At 64.0% G+C, this 21028-nt stretch carries 22 protein-coding genes; 16 read left to right on the top strand and 6 right to left on the bottom strand.

The features are described 5' to 3' along the window. Entirely contained in the window at positions 1–999 is a 999-nt protein-coding gene (locus IEV75_RS13175; RefSeq protein ID WP_188453029.1) for an AAA family ATPase, read from the bottom strand. 103 nt (positions 1000–1102) lie between these two features. Between IEV75_RS13175 and IEV75_RS13180 the strand changes: the two genes are divergently transcribed. From IEV75_RS13180 to IEV75_RS13200, 5 genes are read left to right on the top strand one after another with little or no spacing between them, the layout of a single operon-like run. Then, on the top strand, positions 1103–1648 hold the full coding sequence (locus IEV75_RS13180) for a DUF1285 domain-containing protein (RefSeq protein WP_188453030.1): 546 nt from the start codon (positions 1103–1105) through the stop codon (positions 1646–1648). Continuing rightward, positions 1645–2280, top strand: a complete 636-nt coding sequence (locus IEV75_RS13185) for an NUDIX hydrolase (protein ID WP_188453031.1) — start codon at positions 1645–1647, stop codon at positions 2278–2280. The genes IEV75_RS13180 and IEV75_RS13185 overlap by 4 nt, the downstream gene beginning before the upstream one ends. 16 nt (positions 2281–2296) lie before the next feature. After that, positions 2297–2665: a hypothetical protein gene (locus IEV75_RS13190; RefSeq protein WP_188453032.1), complete on the top strand. Its 369-nt coding sequence runs from the start codon at positions 2297–2299 to the stop codon at positions 2663–2665. Continuing rightward, positions 2649–3893: a CCA tRNA nucleotidyltransferase gene (locus tag IEV75_RS13195; protein ID WP_188453033.1), complete on the top strand. Its 1245-nt coding sequence runs from the start codon at positions 2649–2651 to the stop codon at positions 3891–3893. The genes IEV75_RS13190 and IEV75_RS13195 overlap by 17 nt, the downstream gene beginning before the upstream one ends. After that, the gene (locus tag IEV75_RS13200) at positions 3893–5395 is read left to right on the top strand and encodes a hypothetical protein (protein WP_188453034.1); all 1503 of its coding nucleotides are present in this window, start codon (positions 3893–3895) and stop codon (positions 5393–5395) included. Before IEV75_RS13195 ends, IEV75_RS13200 begins: the two co-directional genes overlap by 1 nt. 13 nt (positions 5396–5408) lie before the next feature. On the opposite strand, the gene hemF is transcribed toward IEV75_RS13200, so the two are convergent. Beyond that, entirely contained in the window at positions 5409–6317 is a 909-nt protein-coding gene (gene hemF, locus IEV75_RS13205; protein WP_188453035.1) for an oxygen-dependent coproporphyrinogen oxidase, read from the bottom strand. Positions 6318–6497: 180 nt separating this feature from the next. Between hemF and IEV75_RS13210 the strand changes: the two genes are divergently transcribed. Next, positions 6498–7946 carry a tetratricopeptide repeat-containing sulfotransferase family protein gene (locus IEV75_RS13210; protein WP_188453036.1) on the top strand — a complete coding sequence of 483 codons (1449 nt, stop codon included), beginning with the start codon at positions 6498–6500 and terminating at the stop codon, positions 7944–7946. Here IEV75_RS13210 and IEV75_RS13215 read toward each other — a convergent pair. Next, on the bottom strand, positions 7933–8511 hold the full coding sequence (locus IEV75_RS13215) for a TetR/AcrR family transcriptional regulator (protein WP_188453037.1): 579 nt from the start codon (positions 8509–8511) through the stop codon (positions 7933–7935). The two genes, IEV75_RS13210 and IEV75_RS13215, sit on opposite strands and share 14 nt — an antisense overlap. A 96-nt stretch (positions 8512–8607) precedes the next feature. Here IEV75_RS13215 and IEV75_RS13220 point away from each other — a divergent pair, with 96 nt between their 5' ends. The 9 genes from IEV75_RS13220 (at position 8608) to IEV75_RS13260 (ending at position 15672) form a co-directional block, all read left to right on the top strand. Beyond that, positions 8608–9123, top strand: a complete 516-nt coding sequence (locus tag IEV75_RS13220; RefSeq protein ID WP_188453038.1) for a PaaI family thioesterase — start codon at positions 8608–8610, stop codon at positions 9121–9123. 235 nt (positions 9124–9358) lie between these two features. Then, positions 9359–9976, top strand: a complete 618-nt coding sequence (gene petA, locus IEV75_RS13225) for a ubiquinol-cytochrome c reductase iron-sulfur subunit (RefSeq protein WP_188453039.1) — start codon at positions 9359–9361, stop codon at positions 9974–9976. A gap of 14 nt (positions 9977–9990) precedes the next feature. After that, on the top strand, positions 9991–11277 hold the full coding sequence (locus IEV75_RS13230; protein ID WP_188453040.1) for a cytochrome b: 1287 nt from the start codon (positions 9991–9993) through the stop codon (positions 11275–11277). A 14-nt stretch (positions 11278–11291) separates the two neighbouring features. Then, positions 11292–12095 carry a cytochrome c1 gene (locus tag IEV75_RS13235; protein ID WP_188453041.1) on the top strand — a complete coding sequence of 268 codons (804 nt, stop codon included), beginning with the start codon at positions 11292–11294 and terminating at the stop codon, positions 12093–12095. A 97-nt stretch (positions 12096–12192) separates the two neighbouring features. After that, on the top strand, positions 12193–12801 hold the full coding sequence (locus IEV75_RS13240) for a GrpB family protein (protein ID WP_188453042.1): 609 nt from the start codon (positions 12193–12195) through the stop codon (positions 12799–12801). Beyond that, positions 12801–13685, top strand: coding sequence for an S-methyl-5'-thioadenosine phosphorylase (locus IEV75_RS13245; protein WP_188453043.1), 885 nt, complete (start codon positions 12801–12803; stop codon positions 13683–13685). The genes IEV75_RS13240 and IEV75_RS13245 overlap by 1 nt, the downstream gene beginning before the upstream one ends. A gap of 332 nt (positions 13686–14017) precedes the next feature. Beyond that, positions 14018–14365, top strand: coding sequence for a UrcA family protein (locus tag IEV75_RS13250; RefSeq protein ID WP_188453044.1), 348 nt, complete (start codon positions 14018–14020; stop codon positions 14363–14365). Positions 14366–14438: 73 nt separating this feature from the next. Then, positions 14439–14969, top strand: coding sequence for an adenine phosphoribosyltransferase (locus tag IEV75_RS13255; RefSeq protein ID WP_188453045.1), 531 nt, complete (start codon positions 14439–14441; stop codon positions 14967–14969). Between the two features lie 43 nt (positions 14970–15012). Next, a complete protein-coding gene (locus IEV75_RS13260; RefSeq protein WP_188453046.1) occupies positions 15013–15672 on the top strand; it encodes a hypothetical protein in 660 nt (219 codons plus the stop codon). On the opposite strand, the gene IEV75_RS13265 is transcribed toward IEV75_RS13260, so the two are convergent. After that, complete coding sequence (locus tag IEV75_RS13265) at positions 15669–17168, bottom strand: S10 family peptidase (protein WP_188453047.1); 1500 nt, start codon at positions 17166–17168, stop codon at positions 15669–15671. The genes IEV75_RS13260 and IEV75_RS13265 overlap by 4 nt on opposite strands. Before the next feature lie 128 nt (positions 17169–17296). Here IEV75_RS13265 and IEV75_RS13270 point away from each other — a divergent pair, with 128 nt between their 5' ends. Continuing rightward, a complete protein-coding gene (locus tag IEV75_RS13270) occupies positions 17297–18190 on the top strand; it encodes a 23S rRNA (adenine(2030)-N(6))-methyltransferase RlmJ (RefSeq protein WP_188453048.1) in 894 nt (297 codons plus the stop codon). Here the strand turns inward: IEV75_RS13270 and IEV75_RS13275 are convergent. Both IEV75_RS13275 and IEV75_RS13280 read right to left on the bottom strand, forming a co-directional pair. After that, positions 18187–19638 carry an esterase/lipase family protein gene (locus IEV75_RS13275; protein ID WP_188453049.1) on the bottom strand — a complete coding sequence of 484 codons (1452 nt, stop codon included), beginning with the start codon at positions 19636–19638 and terminating at the stop codon, positions 18187–18189. The genes IEV75_RS13270 and IEV75_RS13275 overlap by 4 nt on opposite strands. A 65-nt stretch (positions 19639–19703) precedes the next feature. Continuing rightward, positions 19704–20990, bottom strand: a complete 1287-nt coding sequence (locus IEV75_RS13280; RefSeq protein WP_233351870.1) for a multidrug effflux MFS transporter — start codon at positions 20988–20990, stop codon at positions 19704–19706. Positions 20991–21028: the final 38 nt, after the last annotated feature.

Genomic DNA, 21028 nt, shown 5'->3' on the forward strand with positions numbered 1-21028 from the left:
TCAGGCCGCCTCGGCGGCAAGGCGCGCGATCAGCCGGTCAACATTCAGGCCGTCTGCACGCGCCGCAAAGGTTAATGCCATGCGGTGCTTCAGCACGGGCCCGGCTAGCGCGGCCACATCCTCTGTGGACGGGGCAAGACGCCCCTGCAGAAGGGCTCTGGCACGTACTGCCAGCATCAGCGCCTGTCCGGCACGCGGCCCTGGCCCCCATGCGACGGCCTCGGCAACCTCGGCGTCTGCAGACCCGTCAGGCCGCGCGCGCGCCAGCAGGTCCAGAATGGCGCTGAGGGTCTGTTCGCCAACGGGCATAGCGCGCACGAGCGTCTGCAGGCTGGTCAGTTCCTGTGCATCAAGAACTGGCACGGCGCTGTCTTCTGCCGATCCCGTAGTGGCGATCAGGATGGCCCGTTCGGCTTCACGGGAGGGGTAGGGCACGTCGATCTGCATGGTGAAGCGGTCAAGCTGGGCTTCGGGCAGAGGGTAGGTGCCTTCCTGTTCAATCGGGTTTTGTGTCGCCAGTACGTGGAAAGGCCTGGGCAGGTCGTGACGCACGCCAGCGACGGTCACGAAGCCTTCCTGCATGGCCTGCAATAGCGCGGCCTGCGTGCGCGGGCTCGCCCGGTTGATCTCGTCAGCCATCAGGAGCCGGGTGAAGACGGGCCCCGGAATGAAGCGGAAGGAGCGCTTGCCGCTGGCATCCTCATCCAGAACCTCTGACCCGAGAATGTCAGCCGGCATCAGGTCGGGCGTGAATTGGACGCGCTTGTCATCAAGCCCGGTGACGACCGCCAGCGTGTGCACCAGCCGCGTCTTGGCAAGGCCCGGCGCGCCGACCAGCAGCCCGTGACCGCCGGACAGCAAAACGCACAAGGCTTGCTCCACCACCTCCTCAAGGCCGAAGATGGAGCGGGCTATCGAGGCGCGGACCTCCGCCAGGCGCGCTGTAGCGGCATCGGCGCTGGCGGCCAGCTGGGTGACATCTTCCTTCGGCGCGGTCATGAGCCTATGTCCTTGGTTCGCATTGCTGTTGCCCCCAGATATGCAGCATGCCCCGTTGAAGCTTGAGGTGTCCATGGGTTCACAGCGCACAGAGATGGATGGAATGCAGTCCCTGCTCAAGGCGGCGCGCGAGGCCGGCAAGGGCTTGCCTCCGGTTGATCGGTGGCATCCTGAATATTGCGGCGAGATGGACATGGTGATCCGCCGCGATGGCAGCTGGTGGCATGAGGGCACGCGCATAGGCCGGGAGGCGCTGGTGCGCCTGTTTGCCCGCATCCTGCGCAAGGATGAGGATGGCGAGACCTATCTGGTCACGCCGGCGGAGAAAATCCGTATCAAGGTGGAGGCTGGGCACTTTCTGGCCGTGCGCGTTGATGCGCTGGGTGAGGGGAGGGAACAGAAGCTTGTCTTCACGACCGATCATGACGAGCGCGTGCTTGCCGGGCGGGAGCACCCCTTGCGGGTGGAGTTCGGCGCTGACGGCGAGCCAGAGCCTTATGTCCACGTGCGCGGACGTCTGGAAGCCCTGCTGACGCGCCCGGTCTATTATGAACTTGCCAATCTGGCTGTGGAGGGCACTGACGCCAATGGCCGCAAGGCGCTTGGCGTGTGGAGCGACGGTGTGTTCGTGCCGCTGGATCAGGGATGATGCTGGACGATCCATTTGCGGTGAACAGCCTTGTCGAGCGTCTCGGCCGCGCGCTTGACCCGGTTGAGGGGCCGCCACCCGCTCCGGTGCGCGGCGACGGGGACCTGAACGGGGCGCCCTCGCCGACCGGGCGCGTTTTGCGTCCCGCGGCTGTGCTGGCGCCGCTTGTCGTACGCGAGACCGGTCTTAGCGTGGTGTTCACGCGCCGGGCAGACCACCTCTCGGCGCATGCCGGGCAGATCAGTTTTCCGGGCGGGCGCCTCAACGCAGGTGAAGATCCTGCAGAGGCAGCCTTGCGCGAAAGCGAGGAGGAGATCGGTCTGCCGCGCAGCCGGGTCAGGCTGATCGGCCGGTTTGATCCCTACGAAACGGTGACCGGTTTCCAGATCACGCCCTTTGTGGGACTGGTGGATTCTGCGGCCGAGTTGCGGGCAGATCCGGGTGAGGTTGCAGAAATCTTTGAAACGCCGTTCGACTTTCTGATGAATCCCGCCAACCATGTGCTCGAAGAGCGGATGTTTGGCGGACAGCTGCGCCGCTATTACGCGATGCCCCATGAAGGGCGCTATATCTGGGGGGCTACGGCCGGGCTGCTCAAGGCACTGGCCGACCGGTTCAACGCCTTCCGCTAGGGGATTGTCATCAGTCATGCGCTTCCTTCTGACGATTGCTGTTCTCTTCCTTTTGCCCTTCGCGGGTTATTACACCTGGCGCGGCATCAAGGCTGCGATGACGGTGCGCCGTTCAGCGGACGAGGAAGCTGGAAGCCCGTCCGACGGGCTTCCGCCGCCGCCGCTTCAGGTGCTCGCCCTCGTAGGCGCGGGGCTTGCCATCACCGGAATTCTCGCGCTGGCACTGGGCGGTGTGTTCGGCGGGTCTGGCCAGACTGGCCAGTTTCATCCGCCTACGCTGGAAGGCGGGCGCGTCGTGCCTGGCCGTATCGATCCGGTAGAGCAGCGCCGCGAAGCGCCGCCGGAGGAGGGACAGGAGCCAGCCGGGGATGGGGCGCGTGGCTGACCGGCTAAGGCCGGAAGATCATGCCTGGCTGAACGATCCGGCCGGGGTGGCCGTCATGGACGCGCTGCTGGCCGCAGCGGCCGATGGCGCGCGCTATGTCGGTGGCTGCGTCCGCAATGCCTTGCTTTCAGCGCCTGTGAGCGACACCGATATCGCGACGGTGCTGACCCCGCCCCAGACAATGGCCGCCCTTGAGGCGGCCGGTATCCGCGCTGTGCCGACAGGCTTCGAGCACGGCACGATCACAGCGGTTTCCGGCAAGCGGGGCTTTGAAGTCACCACCTTGCGCAAGGACGTGGCCACGGACGGACGCCGGGCGGTCGTAGCCTTCTCGACGGACTGGGAAGATGATGCCAGGCGGCGCGATTTCAGGCTTAACGCGATCTACGCTGATCCCAGCGGAGAGCTTTTCGATCCTGTTGGCGGGGTTGAAGACGCGCTGGCAGGGCGTATCCGCTTCATAGGCAAGCCGGCCGAGCGCATCGCGGAGGATTATCTGCGTATCCTGCGCTTTTACCGTTTCCAAGCCTGGTATGGACGCACCCCCCTCGACCCGGAGGGCCACGCGGCGTGTATCGCTTCCAAGGCAGGTCTTGGCCAGCTCTCGGCGGAGCGTGTCTGGCTGGAGCTGAAAAAACTGCTCGCGGCGCCGGATCCCGGCCCGGTGCTGGAGGCGATGCAGGAAGGCAACGTTCTTAACGAAGTGTTACCGTGGAGTATCGACTTAAAGCTTTTCTTAAGCTTACACTCTCTGCCAACGCAGGAATCCCGGCCAGCCGATCCGCTGATAAGGGTGGCGGCACTCCTGGCGGGGGGAGACGCTATGAGGGTAGACGCGCTCTGCGACACCATGAAGGTGTCAAACGCTGAACGGACGCGGCTTCATGCCGCCGTCCGGCGCGTGGGCGTTCACCCCGGCATGGACCGCGTGGCGCTGCGTGCGGCCCTCTACGAACAGGGACGCCAGGCTGTGGAGGATCAGCTATTGCTGGCCGCGGCGCGCGGCGAGGGCCGGCGCGATGTGCTGTCGCGTGATCTCGATGCCGTCAGCCGCTGGCAGCGTCCGGCATTTCCGTTGAAGGCAGCAGATCTTCTGGCTGCAGGGTATCAGCGCGGCCCTTCGCTCGGCCGCACGATGAAAGCTCTTGAGGCGCGCTGGGTGGAGAGTGATTTCATTCTCGGCCGGGCCGACCTTCTGGCTATCGCCGCCAACGGGGGAGAGTCCTGATGGACGTGTTCTCCCGGCGCTTCCAGTATCGTATCGGCTCCGGCCTCTATGACCGGCAGCTCTACCTGCATGATTACGACCAGGTCGCAGAGGACGCCCAGCACAGACGTGATCCTGATGCCGACCGGGAGCGCGAGCACGCCAGCCAGGAATTGTCGCTGCGCCATCAGGTGCGCGTGGCCATTACCCAGTCAGTGGGCGGTCGGGGCGCCGGCACCTTGCCCGAAGGCCCGCGCGCCGAGTTGGCAGACCTCTATGCCCAGGTGCGCAACCCGCTGGCACCACTCGTCCGGCAGGAGACGCTCAACTGGCTGATGCCTGTCATGCCGCTGGCGGGACAGTCGATCGTCGTACCCGAACCGCTGGCGGCGGGCATACGCCAGGACGAACCCAACGTATCCCGGCTGGCGATGTGGGCCTGCGTCGTGCTGATGGACTATGTCGAGGTTCACTACCAGACCCTGTCGGCAAGCGCGAAAACCGATTTTTCGCGTGATCTCAACACGCGCCTGTCCAATGGCGGCTCGCCCTGGTCGTTTGATCTTGGACGCTGGATGCGGCCGGGCTGGCCGCGCGAACGTGACACCGGCTTCGACCGGATCGTTCATGCGCTCTGGTCGGAGAGCGATACCGCGCTCGCCCGGCGCGTCAACGAGGTGCTGGGACCGGACTACCAGCCCGGGCAGAGCCACGGACCGGATGGCGAGCTGGCGCGTGTGGAGGCCTCCAACCGCGATATCAAGCCGGTCCTGAAGCAGGCGGCCGGGGATCTGGCACATGCCGAGCGCCTGCTGCTGACGGACCCCAAACTCGAACATGAGGGGCATACCAAGGCGATTGCCGCTGCCCGCAGCGCGTTCGACCAGTGCGCCACCAGCTATCCCGGTTCGGTTGGCCGGCCTTTCATGCGCTACAAGCCGCCGCCCGGCCGCCGTTCACGCTTTGCTGCGCCGCCGCGTACAGCGCGCTCGCGCATGGATGCGCAGGGCGGTCCGGGCACGCGGCGTGCGCCCCAGCAATTCATTTCGCCTAGTGAAGGTGCGCGGGCGGCCCACCGGCTGATGCGCCTTGCCGAATATGCTGCCGGTGACAGTCTTGTGCGGCCGGGCGGGGCCAGCGCGGCCACGCGCGAAACCATCCTCAAGCGTATGCCGTTCGCCGAATTTCTGGTGCGTCTGGTGGTGATGAGCCCGTCAGAGAATGAAGCGGAGGAATATGCCCGCGTCGTGCGCATGCCGTCCGGCTCCAAGCTTGAGATCAAGGTGGATGACGGGGTGCTGGCCCGTCTGGTCATAGATATGATGGCGCATCTGGGCATTTATGCCGCGCGCGCCGACACCATGGAGGTGAAGGAAAGCCCCGGCCTGCTGCCTGACGCGGCGGATATGCCTGACTGGCTCGTCAATTCGCTTGCGGTAGGGTGGATGGTGCTGAAAGCCGGGGTATTGCTCGGTATCGGCTTCGCGATCGGCGTACTGGCCGCGCGCATGGGGCTAATCTAGTGCCGGCAAGCCGCTACGGCCATTTGGCCTCCGGCGGCATGGATGACAGGATCGAGGTCACATTGCCGCCTGTCTCCAGCCCGAATTTCGTGCCCCGGTCATAGAGCAGGTTGAACTCGGCATAGCGGCCGCGCCGGACCAGCTGTTCCTCGCGGTCGGCTGCACTCCAGGCTGTGCCCATCCGCCGGGCGACGATCTCGGGGTAAATCTCGAGGAACGCCTCGCCGACATCGCGGGTAAACGCAAAATCCGCGTCATGATCGCCGCTGTCGAGATGGTCGTAGAAAATGCCGCCCACGCCGCGCGGTTCATTGCGGTGTTTCAGCCAGAAATACTCGTCGCACCAGGCCTTGAATTTCGTGAAATAGCCGGGATCGTGGGCATCACAGGCCTCTTTCGCCGCTGCGTGGAAGTCCTTCGCATCCTCAAACGTCTCGCTGCGCTGGTAATCCTGCGTGGGGTTGAGGTCCATGCCGCCGCCGAACCAGCTCACCGTTGTGGTGATGAAACGCGTATTCATGTGGACCGCTGGCACATGCGGGTTGCGCATATGGGCAATCAGCGAGATGCCGGTGGCAAAGAAGCGCGGATCTTCCGCCGCGCCGCGCACATGCCTGGCAAACTGCGGCGAAAAGCGGCCATAAACCGTGGAACAGTGCACGCCGACTTTCTCGAACAGGCGGCCATGCATCATGCCCATGACGCCGCCGCCGAGATCCTCCGATCCTTCACCCCTCTTCCAGGGCGTCAGCTCGAACCGGCCCGGCTCGCCCGGATACAGGTCGGCCGGTGCCTCCTCTTCCAGTGCCTCGAATGCGGCGCAAATCCGGTCACGCAAGCCCTCAAACCAGATGCGGGCCTCTTCGCGGCGGGTCTCCAGCGTGGCGGCGGCAATCGGAGAGGCAGCAGGTTGGCTGGACATGAATAACCCTTTTCCGGTCGTGGCTTTTCAGCCGGCACAAAAGACACTTAACGCCACAAGCGCAAGTGACGCAGTGCCGCAGGCTGGCCTTGCCCGTCAAGCTTGGCTAGGTTTGCGCAGCCGCAGCAGGGGGTTTGCGGTGTTTCATTGCCAGCACGGCACCAGCCCAACGGAGCTGACATGCTTCAGCCGCGACAGGATGATCCGCTTGCGGGCCTGTACAACGCCGCATCGCGTGAAGACTTGCTGGCGATGTCTGTAGAGGCGCGTGCGCTCGTCAATTCCGGTCCCGAGCTGGGTTCGCGATGGAGCGAAGTGGCCGGCATCATGAACGAGGCGGGCGATATCGCCTGCCTGCTGGGTGCTTGCCACAAGCTGATCGAACAGGTGCCCGATGACCCCCAGTCCCATATCTGGCTGGCGAGCGCATACACAGCTGGCGGCGATCATCGCTCGGCCCTGCAGACGCTTCAGCCTCTTCTGGCAGCCAATCCGCGTGATGCGGCGCTGAACCGGCGTGTCGGACGCATACTGCTTGATCTCGGCCTGACAAGCGAGGCGCAGGTCCTCTTCCGCTCGGCCCTGGCCTCGAACGGGCTCGACGCGCTTGCCTGGGAAGGGCTTTCGAAAGCCAAGACCTTCACGGCCGGTGAGGACGATCTGGCGCAGCTTGAGCAGGCCCGCATTTCTGCAGGCGAGGAGATGAGCCCGCGGGACAGGGGGATATTGTCCTACGCGCTGGCCAAAGCCTACGAGGACATTGGCGAATACGATATTGCCTCTCGCCGGGTCGCCGAGGCAGCCGCCTTCTACCGTGCATCGGCACCTTTTGACATGGACCAGCACGAGGAAGGCGTAAGGCGCATACTCGACGTCTACGATTCCAGCTTCACCGGCGCGAACGAGGAGGCGGGGCTGATCGACAGCCGTCCGGTCTTCATCATTGCGCCGCCATCGTGCGGCGCGAGCTGGCTGGCATCGGTGCTCTCAGCGCCGGCAGGCGTAGCTGCCTTGCCGCGTAGCAACTCGCTCTTCTGGATGAGCGCGGCGCCTCTGGGCGATCAGACGCGTGAGCACATCCGTGCAGCCCTCTCCGCTCCGGGCGAGGGCAATGCGCTGACGGGGGTGGGCAAGGCCTATCTGGAGTATGCCCACGAAATTCTCGGCGATGTGCGCCGCTGGATTGATCCGACATCGCTAGGCGAACTTGCTGCAGGCGCTATCGGGCTGTGTCTGCCTGCCGCACGCTTTGTGCGCATCCGGCGGGACCCGCTCGACCAGGCCTGGTCAATCCTGAAAACCCGTTACCAGCGCGCGCGCCACTGGACTTATCACGCTGACGACATTGCCCGCGCGCTGGCGGCTCACAACCGGCTGGTGGAGCACTGGGAAACCCTGTTCCCGGGCCGTTTCCTCACCGTGCGTTACGAGGACCTCGCCGAAGACACGGAGAACGAGGTCCGCCGTATCGCGTTCTTTACCGGTGTCGATGCCGACAGCGCTGCCGAGGCCGCCGCACGGCAAAAGCCGGCCCTTGAAACGGACCCTGCAGGCATTCATCAGCGGGCGGGCGCACGCATAGAGCCGGTACGCGAGGCGCTTGTGCGGGCCGGGTTCACGCTTCCCTAGCAAACAAGGCACCCAGCGTTCCGGCGACCTCCATCACCGGCGCTGCGCTGCGCTTTGCGCGGGCGAGGACAAGGGCTCCCTCGATGGCGCAAAGCGCAAGCAGTGCCAATTCCCCGCTGCGGTGCTCGCTGATCCCGTCCGCCTTCAACCTTGCTGCCAATGCGTCCTGCCAGCTGGAGAAAGCGGCGGACAGCGTGCTTGCAAGCCGGTCCGAAACGGCTGCCTGTTCCAGTGTCAGCGTTGCCACCGGACAGCCGAGCTTGAAACCTGACTGCTCCAACCACCCGGCCAGCCGGCTGGCAAACCGTGCAATCATCTGCGTGGCGTCGCCGCTGTCGGACGCATCCTTGCAGATGGTGGCCAGAAACCGTTCGCTGGCGAGCGCCGCGGCGGCTACCGCCAGGCCCTCCTTCCCGTCGGGGAAGTGGTGGTAGAGCGAGCCTTTCGGCGCCCGCGCGGCAGCCAGCACATCGTTCAGACCTGTGGAGGCATAGCCGCGCTCCTGAAACAGGCGTGCAGCCGCGCCAATCAGCCGCTCCCGGGTGGAATGCGTTTCGCTCGCCATGTTCCCTCCCTGATTCGTGCTGCAAGACACCCGCACTCTTTACACGCGTTGACGTCACGTCAATATATAGACCGGTCGGTCTATGTGGAGGGTGTGATGCAAGACGGTCAGGAACCGATGGACGTGCGCAGGCCGGGCAGGGCTGCGTCAGGTGAGCCCCCGATGCCTCTGGTTGACGCGGCAACGCTGAGGGAAATCGTCGCTATCCAGCCCTTTACCCGCTGGACCGGGCTGGAGGTGGTGCGTGTGGACCATGGTTATGTGGAGACCCGCATGACCTTGCGCCCCGAGGATATGGTCCAGCATCATGGCTTTCTGCACGGAGGCCTTGTCGCCTTTCTCGCGGACAATGTGAGCGCCTATGCGGCCGCAACGGCGATTGGCGATGTGCTCACCGCCCAGTTCTCCGTGAACTATTTGTCTCCCGGCATTGGTGAGGCGTTCGTGGCGCGCGGGTATGTGGTAAAGGCGGGCAAGCGCCAGGTGGTGACCCGCGCCGACATCTTTGCGGTCAGCGCCGGGGAGGAAAAGCTCGTCGCCATTGCCAGCGCAGTTATTCTGCCTGCCGGAGCGGCTTCGCTGGCAAGGGGGCCGGCGCCTTCGGCAGCCTGAGACGCTTTCACGCAGATAATCTGGTTGAAAAAATGCGGCTCTCATTCTAATCCCGCCGCACCAGTGAGCGTTGACGGGGCGGACGCTGCGGCGTTGGGACGCAAGGGCGGACCCGGCCTGTCACGCTAGATCAGAGGTAACGACGTGTCTGCGCGGGCCTTGCGGCTGCGTGCAGACTTACGCCATACAGGGGGCGTAGGCGAGCGTTGCCAGCCGCCGTGAGAGAGGTCTGCGCGTGACAGAAGCTGTTGAACACACCGGCGCCGACGGCCAGGAGCCAAGCCGCCGCGATTTCATCTACATTGCCACCGGCGGCGCCCTTGCCGTGGGTGGTGCGTTTACCATCTGGCCGTTCATCGACCAGATGAACCCGGCGGCCGATACGCTGGCGCTTGCCTCCACCGAGGTGAATATCGCCGAGCTGGAAGAGGGCCAGGAAATCACGGTGATCTATCGCGAGCGCCCGCATTTCGTGCGCCGCCGCACCGCTGCGGAAGTGGAAGCGGCCCGTGGCGTCAACATCGCCAGCCTGCCTGACCGCGACGCGCGTAACTTCAACCTGGGCGATGGCGCGCCGGCGACCGACGAGAACCGTTCCGCGATGACGGCGGCAGTGGCCGAAGGTGTCGAGATCGAGGATGCGCTGCGCGCGTCCCTGCTGGTCACCAGCGCCAACTGCACCCATCTGGGCTGCGTGCCGACCGAGGGCGCAGGCGATTACGGTGCGTGGTTCTGCCCGTGCCATGGCTCTCACTACGACACTTCGGGGCGTATCCGCCGCGGACCGGCGCCGGAGAATCTCTCCGTGCCCGTGATGACCTTCACCTCAGCCTCAGTGCTGCGTCTCGGCTAGGGGAAAGCAAAACAATGAGCGGACCTTCGACCTACGAACCGAAAACCGGCTTTACCAAATGGCTGGATGCGCGCCTGCCGGTTGTGCGTCTGGGCTGGGATTCCTTTGTGGACTTCCCCACACCCCGCAACCTCAATTACTGGTACACGTTCGGCGGCATTCTCACCGTCTGCCTGATGATCCAGATCATCACCGGCATCGTGCTCGCCATGCACTACGTGCCGCATATCGATCATGCCTTTGCCAGCGTGCAGCGCATTGACCGCGACGTGAACTATGGCTGGCTGGTCCGTTCCATCCACGCCGTCGGCGCGTCGATGTTCTTCCTTGCCGTCTACATGCACATTTTCCGGGGGCTGTATTACGGCTCCTACAAGGCTCCGCGCGAGCTATTGTGGATCCTCGGCGTAGTCATCTACCTGCTGATGATGGCGGCTGCCTTCCTCGGCTACGTGCTGCCCTGGGGCCAGATGTCCTACTGGGGTGCCATGGTGATCACCAACCTTCTGGGCGCCTTCCCGATCGTCGGCGGCCCCATCACCGAATGGCTGTGGGGCGGGTTCTCGGTGGGCAATGCCACGCTGAACCGCTTCTTCTCGCTGCACTATCTCATCCCGTTCCTGATCGCGGGCGTGGTTGGCCTGCATGTGTGGGCGCTGCACGTTCCGGGTAACAACAATCCGACCGGCATCGAGGTGAAGTCCAATCGGGACACGCTGCCCTTCCATCCCTACTATACCTCGAAGGACGGCTTCGCGATTGTGCTGTTCATGGTGATCTTTGCGTTCTTTGTCTTCTACTGGCCGGACGCGCTGGGTCACTCCGACAACTTCATCCCGGCTGACCCGCTGGTAACGCCCGCCCTGATCGTGCCGGAATGGTATCTCCTGCCCTTCTACGCCATCCTGCGGGCTGTGCCGGACAAGCTCGGCGGCGTGCTGCTGATGTTCGGCGCCATCGGCATCCTGTTTGTGCTGCCCTGGCTCGACACCTCCAAGGTGCGCTCCATGCGCTACCGCCCGCTCGCCCGCTGGTTCTTCGGCTTCTTTGTGCTGGCCTGTCTGGGGCTTGGCTGGGCCGGTGCGGAACTGCCCGATACGCCGGTGCCCGGACTGGGCGCGATCGGTGTGGACTTCCTGCTGATGGGCCGTGTCCTCACCGTTTATTACTTCGCCTACTTCCTCGTGATCCTGCCCATACTGGGTTTCGTGGAAAAACCGTCCGAGCGGCCTGCCTCCATCGAGGAATCGGTTCTGGGCAGCTCGTCGAAATCCGCGCCCGCCGCGGTTCCGGCTGAATAGGAGTGAATGGAACAATGCGTCTGATCCGCACCCTTTTCGTTGCCGCTACCGGCACTCTGGCCGCCGTCGGCCTGGCCTCAGCCGCAGGCGAGTACCGCACGCCGGAAGACTACCGCTTCTCGTTCGAAGGCCCTTTCAGCTCCTTCGACCGGGGCGCGGTGCAGCGTGGCTTCTACGTGTTCAATCAGGTCTGTGCGGCCTGCCACAGCCTTGACCATCTGGCGATCCGCCATCTGGGACAGCCCGGCGGTCCGTTCTACGACCCCGACTATCCCAACCCGAATGACAACCCCGTCGTGCGGGCCATTGCGGCGGAATACATTGTCGAGGATGGGCCGGACGAGTTCGGTGACATGTTCGAGCGCCCCGGCCGGCCGGCTGACCGTTTCCCGGCACCCTATGCCAACGAGGCGCAGGGCCGTGCGGCCAATAACGGTGCCTATCCGCCGGACCTGTCCATCATCACGCGTGCCCGCCATTACGGCGCGCCCTATGTCCGCTCGCTGATGATGGGGTATGGCGAGGAGCCGCCGGAAGGCCTCACCGTGGGCGCGGGCCTTTACTACAACCCGTACTTCCCGGGCGGGCTGATTGCCATGCCGCCGCAATTCCAGGACGGTCTGCTGACCTATAATGACGGCACCGAGGCCACCGTCGAGCAGATGGCAACCGATGTGACCGAGTTCCTTGCGTGGGCGTCTGATCCGCATATGGAGCAGCGCAAACGCCTGGGCCTGATGGTAATGGCCTATCTGGTCATCCTGTGCGGCCTGCTGTTCTTCACTTATCGGCAGGTCTGGTCGAAAGTGGCTCACTAGGCCACCGCGCAGTAATGCCGATACCTTGCTGAAACGGGCCGCTCCTGTCTGGGGCGGCCCGTTTTGTTTTTCTGCTTAAGACATTATCAGGACGGGCATGAAGAAAGATCCGATCGATGTCGTTGCCTACCAGTCACGCTGGGTGGAAGAAGGGCTGGGCCACGCCGAAACCGTCGCCGGCGCGCTGGGCCCGCTTGCCCTGCGGGTCGATCATGTCGGATCGACGGCCGTGCCGGGACTGGCCGCCAAGGATGTCATAGACATTCAGGCGCTTGTCCTGCGCCTGGAGGATGACGGCATTGTCCCGGCCATGACCGCCGCCGGTTACCGGTTTCGCGACGCCAATACCTACGACCCGCCTCATCCGGAAAGCCCGCCCGCACTGGGCGAGGATGACTGGCGCAAGCTCTATTTCCGCGAGCCGAAGGGTGGGCGCCGCGTGCATGTCCATATCCGGCGCAACGGCGCGGCCGCGGCGCGCAATGCGCTGCTCCTGCGCGATTTCCTGCGCGATGACGCGCCCTCGCGGCGTGATTACAGTGAATTCAAGACCGCGCTTGCGGCGAAGACCCGCAAGGATCGTGATGCCTATCAGGCGATCAAGCGCCCGTTCATATCCATTGCCTTGCGCAGTGCGGAAAGCTGGGCCGAACTGAGCCGCTGGGTGCCGGGTGCGCCGGATGCCTATTGGAGGAGTGCGGAGTAATGACGGGCTGGGTATTGGGGATTATCGGCGGGTCGGGCCTGTATCAGCTGTCCGGCCTTGAGAATGTGCGCCACCAGACGGTGGAAACGCCTTGGGGCTCGCCATCAGGCGCGCTGGTGCGTGGACAGCTCAACGGCATAGAGCTCGTGTTTCTCACCCGGCATGGCAAGGGCCATCACCTCTCGCCAAGCGCGATCAATTACCGCGCCAATATTCACGCCCTCAAACGGGCCGGCGTTACCGATATCCTGTCACTATCGGCCTGCGGTTCGATGAAAGAAGAGCTGCACCCGGGCAGTTTTGTGGTCGTGGATCAGTATGTGGACCGCACGTATGCCCGCGAGAAAAGCTTCTTCGGGCCGGGCTGTGTGGCGCACGTGCCGATGGCCGATCCGGTCTGCAAACGCCTGTCTGCGATGGCTGCACAGGCCGCGCGTGCCGCCGGCGTTGAAAACGTGGTTGAGGGGGGCACCTATCTCGCGATGGAGGGCCCGCAATTCTCCACCCGCGCCGAGAGTCTTCTCTACCGCAGCTGGGGCATGGACGTGATCGGCATGACAAACATGCCCGAAGCCAAGCTCGCGCGGGAAGCCGAGCTTCCCTATGCCAGCGTATGCATGGTCACCGATTACGATTGCTGGCGTGAGGCCGATTCCGATGTGGATATCAACGACATCCTCAAGGTAATGGGCGAGAATAGCGGCCGTGCCCATGCGCTCATTTCGGCCCTGACACAGACCATGGGCGCGCAAGAGCGGACACCGGATCCGGCCGGCATAGGTAGCGTCCTCGACCATGCCATCATTACCGCGCCCGAGCACCGTGACCCGGACCTCGTTGCCCGTCTGTCCACGATTGCAGGCCGGGTATTGTCGCGCGGCTGACCGGACTATACCGGCCCCAGCCGGGACAGTTATCCACAGGCTTGTGTCCAGTCAGGCCAAAAACTGCACAAAAAATTTGAGAATTTTTACCTTGTGCCAGGCGCGCAAGACCGGCGGCGCGTCAAGATAATTAATAAAAACAATAAGTTAAAGGTTGTTCGGCAGAGATCGTGCGCCCTCTTTTCATCCGCATCCGGATGTATTACAGTATTATGACTGATCCGAGACACTTATATGTCACGGACCGCATGTGGACGGCAGTTCCCGTCCGTCGCCAGGCGCGCTCCGGCCCTTATGGCACAGCGCCCGGCCAAGCCTCCCGGGAGGAAAGAATGAAACTTGAACAATTTGCCCTCGCCGCCGCCGCGACGCTTGCCATGGGAGCCGTGGCATCCGCGCAGCAGGCGCATAACGTGCCGGTCTTCGAGTTCGATGTGGAGCGGGTTGCGCTTCAGGACGAAAGCAATACGGCCAGCATCTATTTCCGGCTCGTCAGCGAGGCCGGTGATTATTGCGCCGGCATCGTCGCGCCGGAATCGGTGGAGTATCCGGTCTGTGTCCAGGCCATGGTGACGCATGTCGTTGAGGAACTCGCCCATGCGCCGCTCGATCGCTTTCATGAGTCGGCAATGGGGCCGCGCCGGCCGTATCAGCAGGCTGTTGCGTACAACGCAGGCTAACTTCACGCCCGCAGCTTGACGTCTCCCGCGCTGGACAGGATGGTCAGCCCTCCGTTCAGCGCAGGGGAAATCCATGAATGACATCAAGGCGGCGATCCGCACGATCCCCGATTACCCCAAGCCGGGTATCCTGTTCCGCGATGTCACCACGCTTCTGGGTGATGCGCGCGCGTTCCGGGCCGCGATTGACGCGATGATAGCGCCTCATGCCGGAGCCAAGATCGACAAGGTTGCCGGTATCGAGGCGCGCGGCTTCATCCTTGGCGGTGCCATAGCCCACCAGCTCTCCATCGGCTTTGTGCCCATCCGCAAGAAGGGCAAGCTGCCGTTTGACACGATCGGCCAGTCTTACGAGCTGGAATACGGCACGGACGAGGTGGAGATGCATACCGACGCTATAAAGCCCCGTGAGCGTGTCCTGCTGGTTGATGATCTCATTGCCACGGGCGGCACGGCAGAGGCGGCAGTAAAGCTGCTGCGCCGGGCGAAAGCACAGGTCGAGGGCGCCTCCTTCATCATCGATCTGCCCGATCTTGGCGGGGCCGGCCGCATCCGCGCCATGGACGTGCCGGTTGCGACGCTGGTGGCGTTCGAGGGGCATTAGACCCTAAGCTCTCCCGCAATCGGCATCAGGGGAGGGCTTATCCATGTTCATCGGACATTACGGACCGGCGCTGGCGGCGCCTGCGCTGGTGAAGACCGTGCCGCTCTGGGTGTTGTTCTTCGCGGTTCAGTTTCTCGATATCGTATGGGGGCCGTTGATACTGGCCGGCATCGAGCAGGTGCGCATCGTGCCGGGCTTTACCGCCATGAGTCCGCTCGACCTTCATCACATGCCCTATACGCATTCACTGCCCGGCGCGCTCGCGCTGTCGGTTCTGTTGGGCGCAGTCTATGGGCTGATTGCCCGCCAGCAGCGGTTTGCCGGCGGCCTGCTGGTGGCCGCAGCGTCCTTCTCGCACTGGCTTGGTGACCTGGTCGTCCACGCACCGGACCTTGCACTCTGGCCGGGCGGGCCAGTTGCGGGCTTCGGCCTCTGGAACAATCTGCCGCTGGCGCTCGGGCTGGAAGTGGCGCTGGTTCTGGCAGGATTGTTCTTCTATCTGCGGGTGACGCAGGCCAAAGGCCTGATCGGGCGTATATGGCCGTTCGTGCTGGTCGCCGTACTCCTCGCGCTGGAGGCGGTCCACCTGATGGGTGAACCGCCAGCCAGTGCGCAAGAGCTTGCCATGACCAGCATGGCCGTGTTCGTGATCCTCACCGGACTTGCCGCCGTCGCGGACCTTACCCGCCAGCCCAGACCCTAGCGGTTACCCGCTGCCACGAATTCGCGTACATCGCGCGCCAGCTGCTCGATGGACGGGTGGTGCAGATACATCATGTGCCCGGCCTCGTAATAGGTCAGCGTCACACGTGATGGATCATAGCCGCGCTGGTTGAATGTCATTTCGGTCCCGAAGAAGGGTGTGGCGAGGTCGTAAATGCCGTTCGTCGCCAGCACGCGCAGGTCTGAATTCTGGCGCATGGCGCGTTCCAGCCAGACCGAGGTGTTCAGGTACGAATTGTTTCCGCCCGCCTCGCCGGCATTCCAGTTCCAGTTGCGTACCCCGCCAAGCGTCACATAGGTGTCGGCGATATCGACGCCGAGATTGCGGGTATAGTGCTCGCGCATGGCGGCCGTGTAGCCCGCCGAGATGCCGTAGCCCGAAGGATCACCTTCCGGGTTCTCGCGCAACGAATCCGGTTCCTGTCCGGCAAAGCGGGAATCAAACCGGCCGACGCTAAGGCCCTGTTCGCGCAAGATCTCGGTGCGGAACCGGCTCAGCGGCACTCGTAGATTTGATGAGCGCAAATAGCTCTCCGACAGGCCCGTCAGTTCGGCCATCCGCACGGCCGCCGCGTTGAAGCGCGCCTCGTCCACATCATGACCGCGCAAGAGGACGGGTAGAAACTCGTCGGTGGCAAAGTCGCGCGCATCGCGCAGGAAGGCATTGAAGTCATTGCTCCATTCGGCCCGGTCCACCCTGTTGTGATACCAGGCGGTGGCAGCATAGCCCGGCAGCAGTCCGGTCAGGCCCAGCGGATTGTCGGGCCGCGCATTGGCCATCTCCATGACGACCGAGATCAGCACCACGCCGTTGAAGGCGACATTGTTCCAGCCGAGCTCCATCTCGTTCATCAGCGCGCCGATGCGCGTCGTGCCATAGCTCTCGCCCATCAGGTATTTGGGCGAGTTCCAGCGCCGGTTCTCGGTCAGCCAGATGCGGATGAACTGCCCGATGGAGCGGGCATCCTCATTGACGCCCCAGAACTGGGCCGGGTCAGCCTCGCCCAGCGCGCGGCTATAGCCGGTGCCGACCGGATCGATAAAGACGAGGTCGGCCTGGTCCAGCAGGGTGTGCGGGTTGGAGCGGATATCATAGGGCGCCGCGCCATCATCCTCTGCCTCCGATGGCAGGACGAGATGCACCGGGCCGAACACGCCCATATGCAGCCAGAGGGACGCTGAGCCGGGTCCGCCATTGAAGATGAACGCGACGGGCCGCGTGCGCGGGTCCGAAACCCCTTCGCGTATATAGCTGGTGGAGAAGATGGCGGCGGTGGCCTGTCCGTTCTCGTCACGCAGGAAGGTCTCGCCTGCAATGGCGCGGTAGCGCACGCGCTGGCCATTGGCGGTTACCTCGCCCCGGCTTTCAAACACGCGCGGCTCGCGCGGATCGTTTTCGGTGTCCGGTGCCTGTGCGGCTGCGCCCGAAACGCCAAGGACAAGGGCTGCAAGCCCCGCTGCGATGGATCTGATCATGATGCCTCCCCGGTACGGCTGTTCCGCCGCTGTTATCTGGCTTCAAGGCTAGCCGCGATGCCAGAAGCGTCAATGCGGATGCGCGTTCACAATTGCGTGCCCCAGCGCGTCCGCCTAGAAGCGCATGCATGAATTACCGCCACGCCTTTCATGCCGGAAACTTTGCCGATGTGCTCAAGCACGCCGTGCTGGCCCTGTGCCTTGAGCATTTCAAGCGCAAGGACAAACCGTTCGCCGTCATCGACACCCATGCCGGTATCGGCGCGTATGACCTGACCAGCGATGCCGCCCGGCGCAGCCCGGAATGGCAGGCTGGCATTGGCCGGGTGATGGCGAAGGATCGCCCTGCCGATGTGGAGCGCGTGCTGGCGCCCTTGCTGCGGGTCATCTGTGCGATGAATGCAGGCAAGGACCTCAACGCCTATCCCGGCTCGCCAGAAGTGTCGGCGCGGCTAATCCGGCCGCAGGACCGTATTCATCTATGTGAGTTGCACGAGGCGGACTCAAAGACGCTCGACAAGCGCTATGCGCTCAATGCGCGGGTGAAGGTGGAGCAGCGCGACGGCTACAGGGCACTAAAAGCCATGCTGCCGCCGCGCGAGAAGCGCGGGCTGGTCCTGATCGATCCGCCCTTTGAAAGCCGTGATGAATTTGTGCGCCTCGCCGAAGCCGCGATGAAAGGGCTGGAGCGCTGGCCCACAGGGACCTTCATTTTCTGGCGGCCGATGAAGGATCTGTGGTCGCTCGACCGGTTTGACGAGGGGCTGGCCGAGTGGCTGGTCACCGAGCGCGATGTGGAGCCTGCTGCCATATTGCGTGCAGACATGTGGGTGCGTGATCTGGAAAGCGAGGGCAAGCTCGCCGGTGCGGGCCTCGTCATCATAAACCCGCCCCATACGCTGGAGGCTGATCTTCTGGTCCTCATGCCCTGGCTGTGCGACGTGCTCAAACAGGGCGAGGGCGCAGGCTGGCGCCTCGATGGCATCGTCACCGAAGAAATGGCGGCGGGCTGGGCGGGCTAGCCGCTTGCGCGCACCGTAAACACGCTCTCATCGGGCTGTCTGGGCACGATCACTTCAATGAAATGCGTGGCATAGCGTTTCAGGAATTGTTCCCCGTCACCGGTCAGGCTGCGCAGCGGGATGAGGCCTGATCCCATGGCATCGCCGCGTTCGAAATAGCTGATCAGCTTGCCGGGCGCGGGCGCCGTGAGGCCTGCAGCCAGCAGGGGCAGGCGCGCAGGAGTCATTGCCGATTTCAGCCCGCCCTGCTTCATCAGCTCGCGCCGGTCGATATGGAATACACGCCGCGACGGATCGCGCCGGTTCACATGCACTTTTTTCAGCACATGGCGCAGCGCGTATTCCTCGGGCCGTGAGACCGATGCGCCAAGGCCCGAGCTAAGCTCATTTTCGGTAGGGGTAGTCAGCCAGACGAAATAGTCATTGACCGGCAGGCCGGTATCATCGCGCACCGAGAACACGATCTGATAGTGCTCATTGAAGGCGTCGGGCCCCAGCTCCTCCTCTGAATCAAGGCTGGCGCGGCGGGTTTCAGCGTCGGGCTGGACCAGGGTGCGGGTCGCGGCATTGAGCGCTTTCCAGTCCTCGCGGACCTGCCGGTAACCGGCCGCATCGTCGATGCGCAAAGCCTGCAGGATCATCCGTCCGAGGCGTCCTGCGCCGGTATCGCCGCGCTCTGAGGGTTCGGTGATGTTCAGATGATGCCGGTCCGGCAGGACGGCAAAGGGTGTGCTTTCCGGCCCGCGCCGTGTCCATAAGCGCCGCGACGGCAGGCCGTCGTCACCACGCTGGCTGAAATCAACGGTCACGCCCTGCGGGTCGATATGGGCGCTGGCGGCACGCACGGTCCCGTCCCACGCGCTCTCACCCAGAATGCCCATGGGCCGGAAAACATCCAGCCCGGTGAGGACATAGGGCCGCGTGCCCGCCTCGCTGAACACGCTTGTGCGTGTCCCGTCGCGCGAGAGCCGGTCAGAGAGAGCCAGGCGCTCCTGCAGCTCCGAGCCATGCTCCAGCGCGTGCAGGAATTCTGTGCCGGTCTGGAAGCTGTTCTTCCAGCCCTTGATCAGCCGTCCCAGCGCCGAACGGCCCATCACCGCCAGCGGCGAGCCGAAATTGGCAGGCGCCAGCATTACGAGATTATCGGCCGGCGCACCGCCGTGCGCATGTTCGAAGGCGAGCCATTGGCGCACCACCAGCGCGCCCGTGGAATGGGTGATGACGTGGAAGCGCGGTCCCAGCCGCCCGTCAGCCTGCATCTCCCTGATGAGCTCGCCCAGCCGCCGTGCGCTGTCGGCCAGATGCACCTCGTCGGCCATGGAGGGGTAACCGCCCAGCCAGACATGTTCCACGGCAAAGCCTTGTCCGCCGAGGAATGTGGCGAGCTTTCGCATCGAGGTGTCGCGGGCGCTCCAGCCGTGAACGGTCAGAACGTGACGGGTCGGCATGGCGGGTCTCCATCAGGTGAACCCGCCCATATTATGCCTGAAAACACGCCCTGCGGACAGATTGCCTAAGGCGAAGGCGCGTCCGCTTCGGCTTCGCCTGCGCTGAACATCTGCCCCCGCTCGGTGATCGCGACGATCACCAGGGCGGCAAGACCCAGCCCCGCCATGCCCGCCAGCAGGGGAAAGACCGAGCCATCGAAGGACTGGCCGATCAGCGAGCCGAGAATGGCCCCGCCAATCGCTGTCACCGACCCGTAAAGCGCAGACGTTGTGCCTGCGCGCTTACCGGCAGGCTCCATGACGAGCGCCGAGAAATTGGCCCCCATCATCCCGAACAGCATCATGCCCAGCGTCAGTAGCGGGTAGAACAGCCAGAAGGGCGGGTCGGCCATCAGCGCATAGAACGCGTGTCCGCCATTGATCAGGGTAAAGCCGATAATGGCGGTATGGGATATCTTGCGCATGCCGAAACGCTGGACGATACGCGCATTGATGATGTTGGATACCGCCAGCCCTGCCGCGATCCCGGCAAAGGCCAGCGCGAACCACACGTCCAGCCCGTACAGCTCGGCCATTATCTGCTCTGCCGTGGCGATGAAGGCGAAAAGTCCCCCGAAGATGAAGGCCGCCGCCATCATATAGCCAAGCGTGATGCGGTTGCTGGCGGCCAGCCAGTAATTCTTCAGGGCTGATCGGATGCGTATCGGAATGCGGTTTTCAACGCTGAGCGTTTCGGGCAGGCGCACCAGCATCCAGCCCCACAACAATCCGCCGCCAGCCAGCAAGGCACCAAAGATCCACTCCCAGCTCGCGACAAGCAGGATGGCCTGTCCAAGGCCGGGCGCCAGAATGGGCGCGGCCATGAAGAAGGTCATGGCGATGGAGATGATCTGCGCCATCTTGCGCCCCGAGACGAGGTCGCGCACCACAGCCGTGGCGATGACGCGCGTACCGGCCGCTGCCGCGCCCTGAAGCGCGCGGGCTGCCAGCATCCAGCCGAAATCCGGCGCGGCGAGGCACAGCAGCGTTGCGAGTGAGTATGCCCCCAGCGAGACCAGCAGCACGGTGCGCCGTCCCAGCGCATCGGCCAGCGGCCCGTAGAATATCTGCGCGATGCCAAAACCCAGCACATAGGAGGTGATGACCAGCTGGCGCTCATTGCCCAGGGCGTCGAAGGCCCGGCCTATATCGGGCAGGGCGGGCAGCATGATGTCTATCGACAGCGCGTTTAACGCCATCAGCGCGCTCGTCATCGCGATCAGCTCGGCCATGCCGAGCGTCGGGCGCTTCGGATCGGGGGAGGAGAGGGCCACGGCATTCGTCCACGAGATAAGGGACGCAAAACCAGCCACGCCCATCCCCTAGTTAGGCAGTGCGCAAGCCTGCGTCG

The sequence above is a fragment of the Glycocaulis albus genome, assembly GCF_014639075.1.
GTDB lineage: Bacteria > Pseudomonadota > Alphaproteobacteria > Caulobacterales > Maricaulaceae > Glycocaulis > Glycocaulis albus.

Bases quoted from the DNA above. Each gene is read 5' to 3' on its own strand.
- IEV75_RS13265 (WP_188453047.1), bottom strand. From the start codon at position 17,168: ATGATCAGATCCATCGCAGCGGGGCTTGCAGCCCTTGTCCTTGGCGTT.
- IEV75_RS13245 (WP_188453043.1), top strand. From the start codon at position 12,801: ATGACGGGCTGGGTATTGGGGATTATCGGCGGGTCGGGCCTGTATCAG.
- IEV75_RS13270 (WP_188453048.1), top strand. From the start codon at position 17,297: ATGAATTACCGCCACGCCTTTCATGCCGGAAACTTTGCCGATGTGCTC.
- IEV75_RS13190 (WP_188453032.1), top strand. From the start codon at position 2,297: ATGCGCTTCCTTCTGACGATTGCTGTTCTCTTCCTTTTGCCCTTCGCG.
- IEV75_RS13195 (WP_188453033.1), top strand. From the start codon at position 2,649: ATGGGGCGCGTGGCTGACCGGCTAAGGCCGGAAGATCATGCCTGGCTG.
- IEV75_RS13210 (WP_188453036.1), top strand. From the start codon at position 6,498: ATGCTTCAGCCGCGACAGGATGATCCGCTTGCGGGCCTGTACAACGCC.
- IEV75_RS13260 (WP_188453046.1), top strand. From the start codon at position 15,013: ATGTTCATCGGACATTACGGACCGGCGCTGGCGGCGCCTGCGCTGGTG.
- IEV75_RS13275 (WP_188453049.1), bottom strand. From the start codon at position 19,638: ATGCCGACCCGTCACGTTCTGACCGTTCACGGCTGGAGCGCCCGCGAC.
- IEV75_RS13200 (WP_188453034.1), top strand. From the start codon at position 3,893: ATGGACGTGTTCTCCCGGCGCTTCCAGTATCGTATCGGCTCCGGCCTC.
- IEV75_RS13230 (WP_188453040.1), top strand. From the start codon at position 9,991: ATGAGCGGACCTTCGACCTACGAACCGAAAACCGGCTTTACCAAATGG.
- IEV75_RS13235 (WP_188453041.1), top strand. From the start codon at position 11,292: ATGCGTCTGATCCGCACCCTTTTCGTTGCCGCTACCGGCACTCTGGCC.
- IEV75_RS13215 (WP_188453037.1), bottom strand. From the start codon at position 8,511: ATGGCGAGCGAAACGCATTCCACCCGGGAGCGGCTGATTGGCGCGGCT.
- IEV75_RS13220 (WP_188453038.1), top strand. From the start codon at position 8,608: ATGCAAGACGGTCAGGAACCGATGGACGTGCGCAGGCCGGGCAGGGCT.
- IEV75_RS13175 (WP_188453029.1), bottom strand. From the start codon at position 999: ATGACCGCGCCGAAGGAAGATGTCACCCAGCTGGCCGCCAGCGCCGAT.
- IEV75_RS13185 (WP_188453031.1), top strand. From the start codon at position 1,645: ATGATGCTGGACGATCCATTTGCGGTGAACAGCCTTGTCGAGCGTCTC.
- IEV75_RS13255 (WP_188453045.1), top strand. From the start codon at position 14,439: ATGAATGACATCAAGGCGGCGATCCGCACGATCCCCGATTACCCCAAG.
- IEV75_RS13180 (WP_188453030.1), top strand. From the start codon at position 1,103: ATGCAGTCCCTGCTCAAGGCGGCGCGCGAGGCCGGCAAGGGCTTGCCT.
- IEV75_RS13240 (WP_188453042.1), top strand. From the start codon at position 12,193: ATGAAGAAAGATCCGATCGATGTCGTTGCCTACCAGTCACGCTGGGTG.
- IEV75_RS13250 (WP_188453044.1), top strand. From the start codon at position 14,018: ATGAAACTTGAACAATTTGCCCTCGCCGCCGCCGCGACGCTTGCCATG.
- hemF (WP_188453035.1), bottom strand. From the start codon at position 6,317: ATGTCCAGCCAACCTGCTGCCTCTCCGATTGCCGCCGCCACGCTGGAG.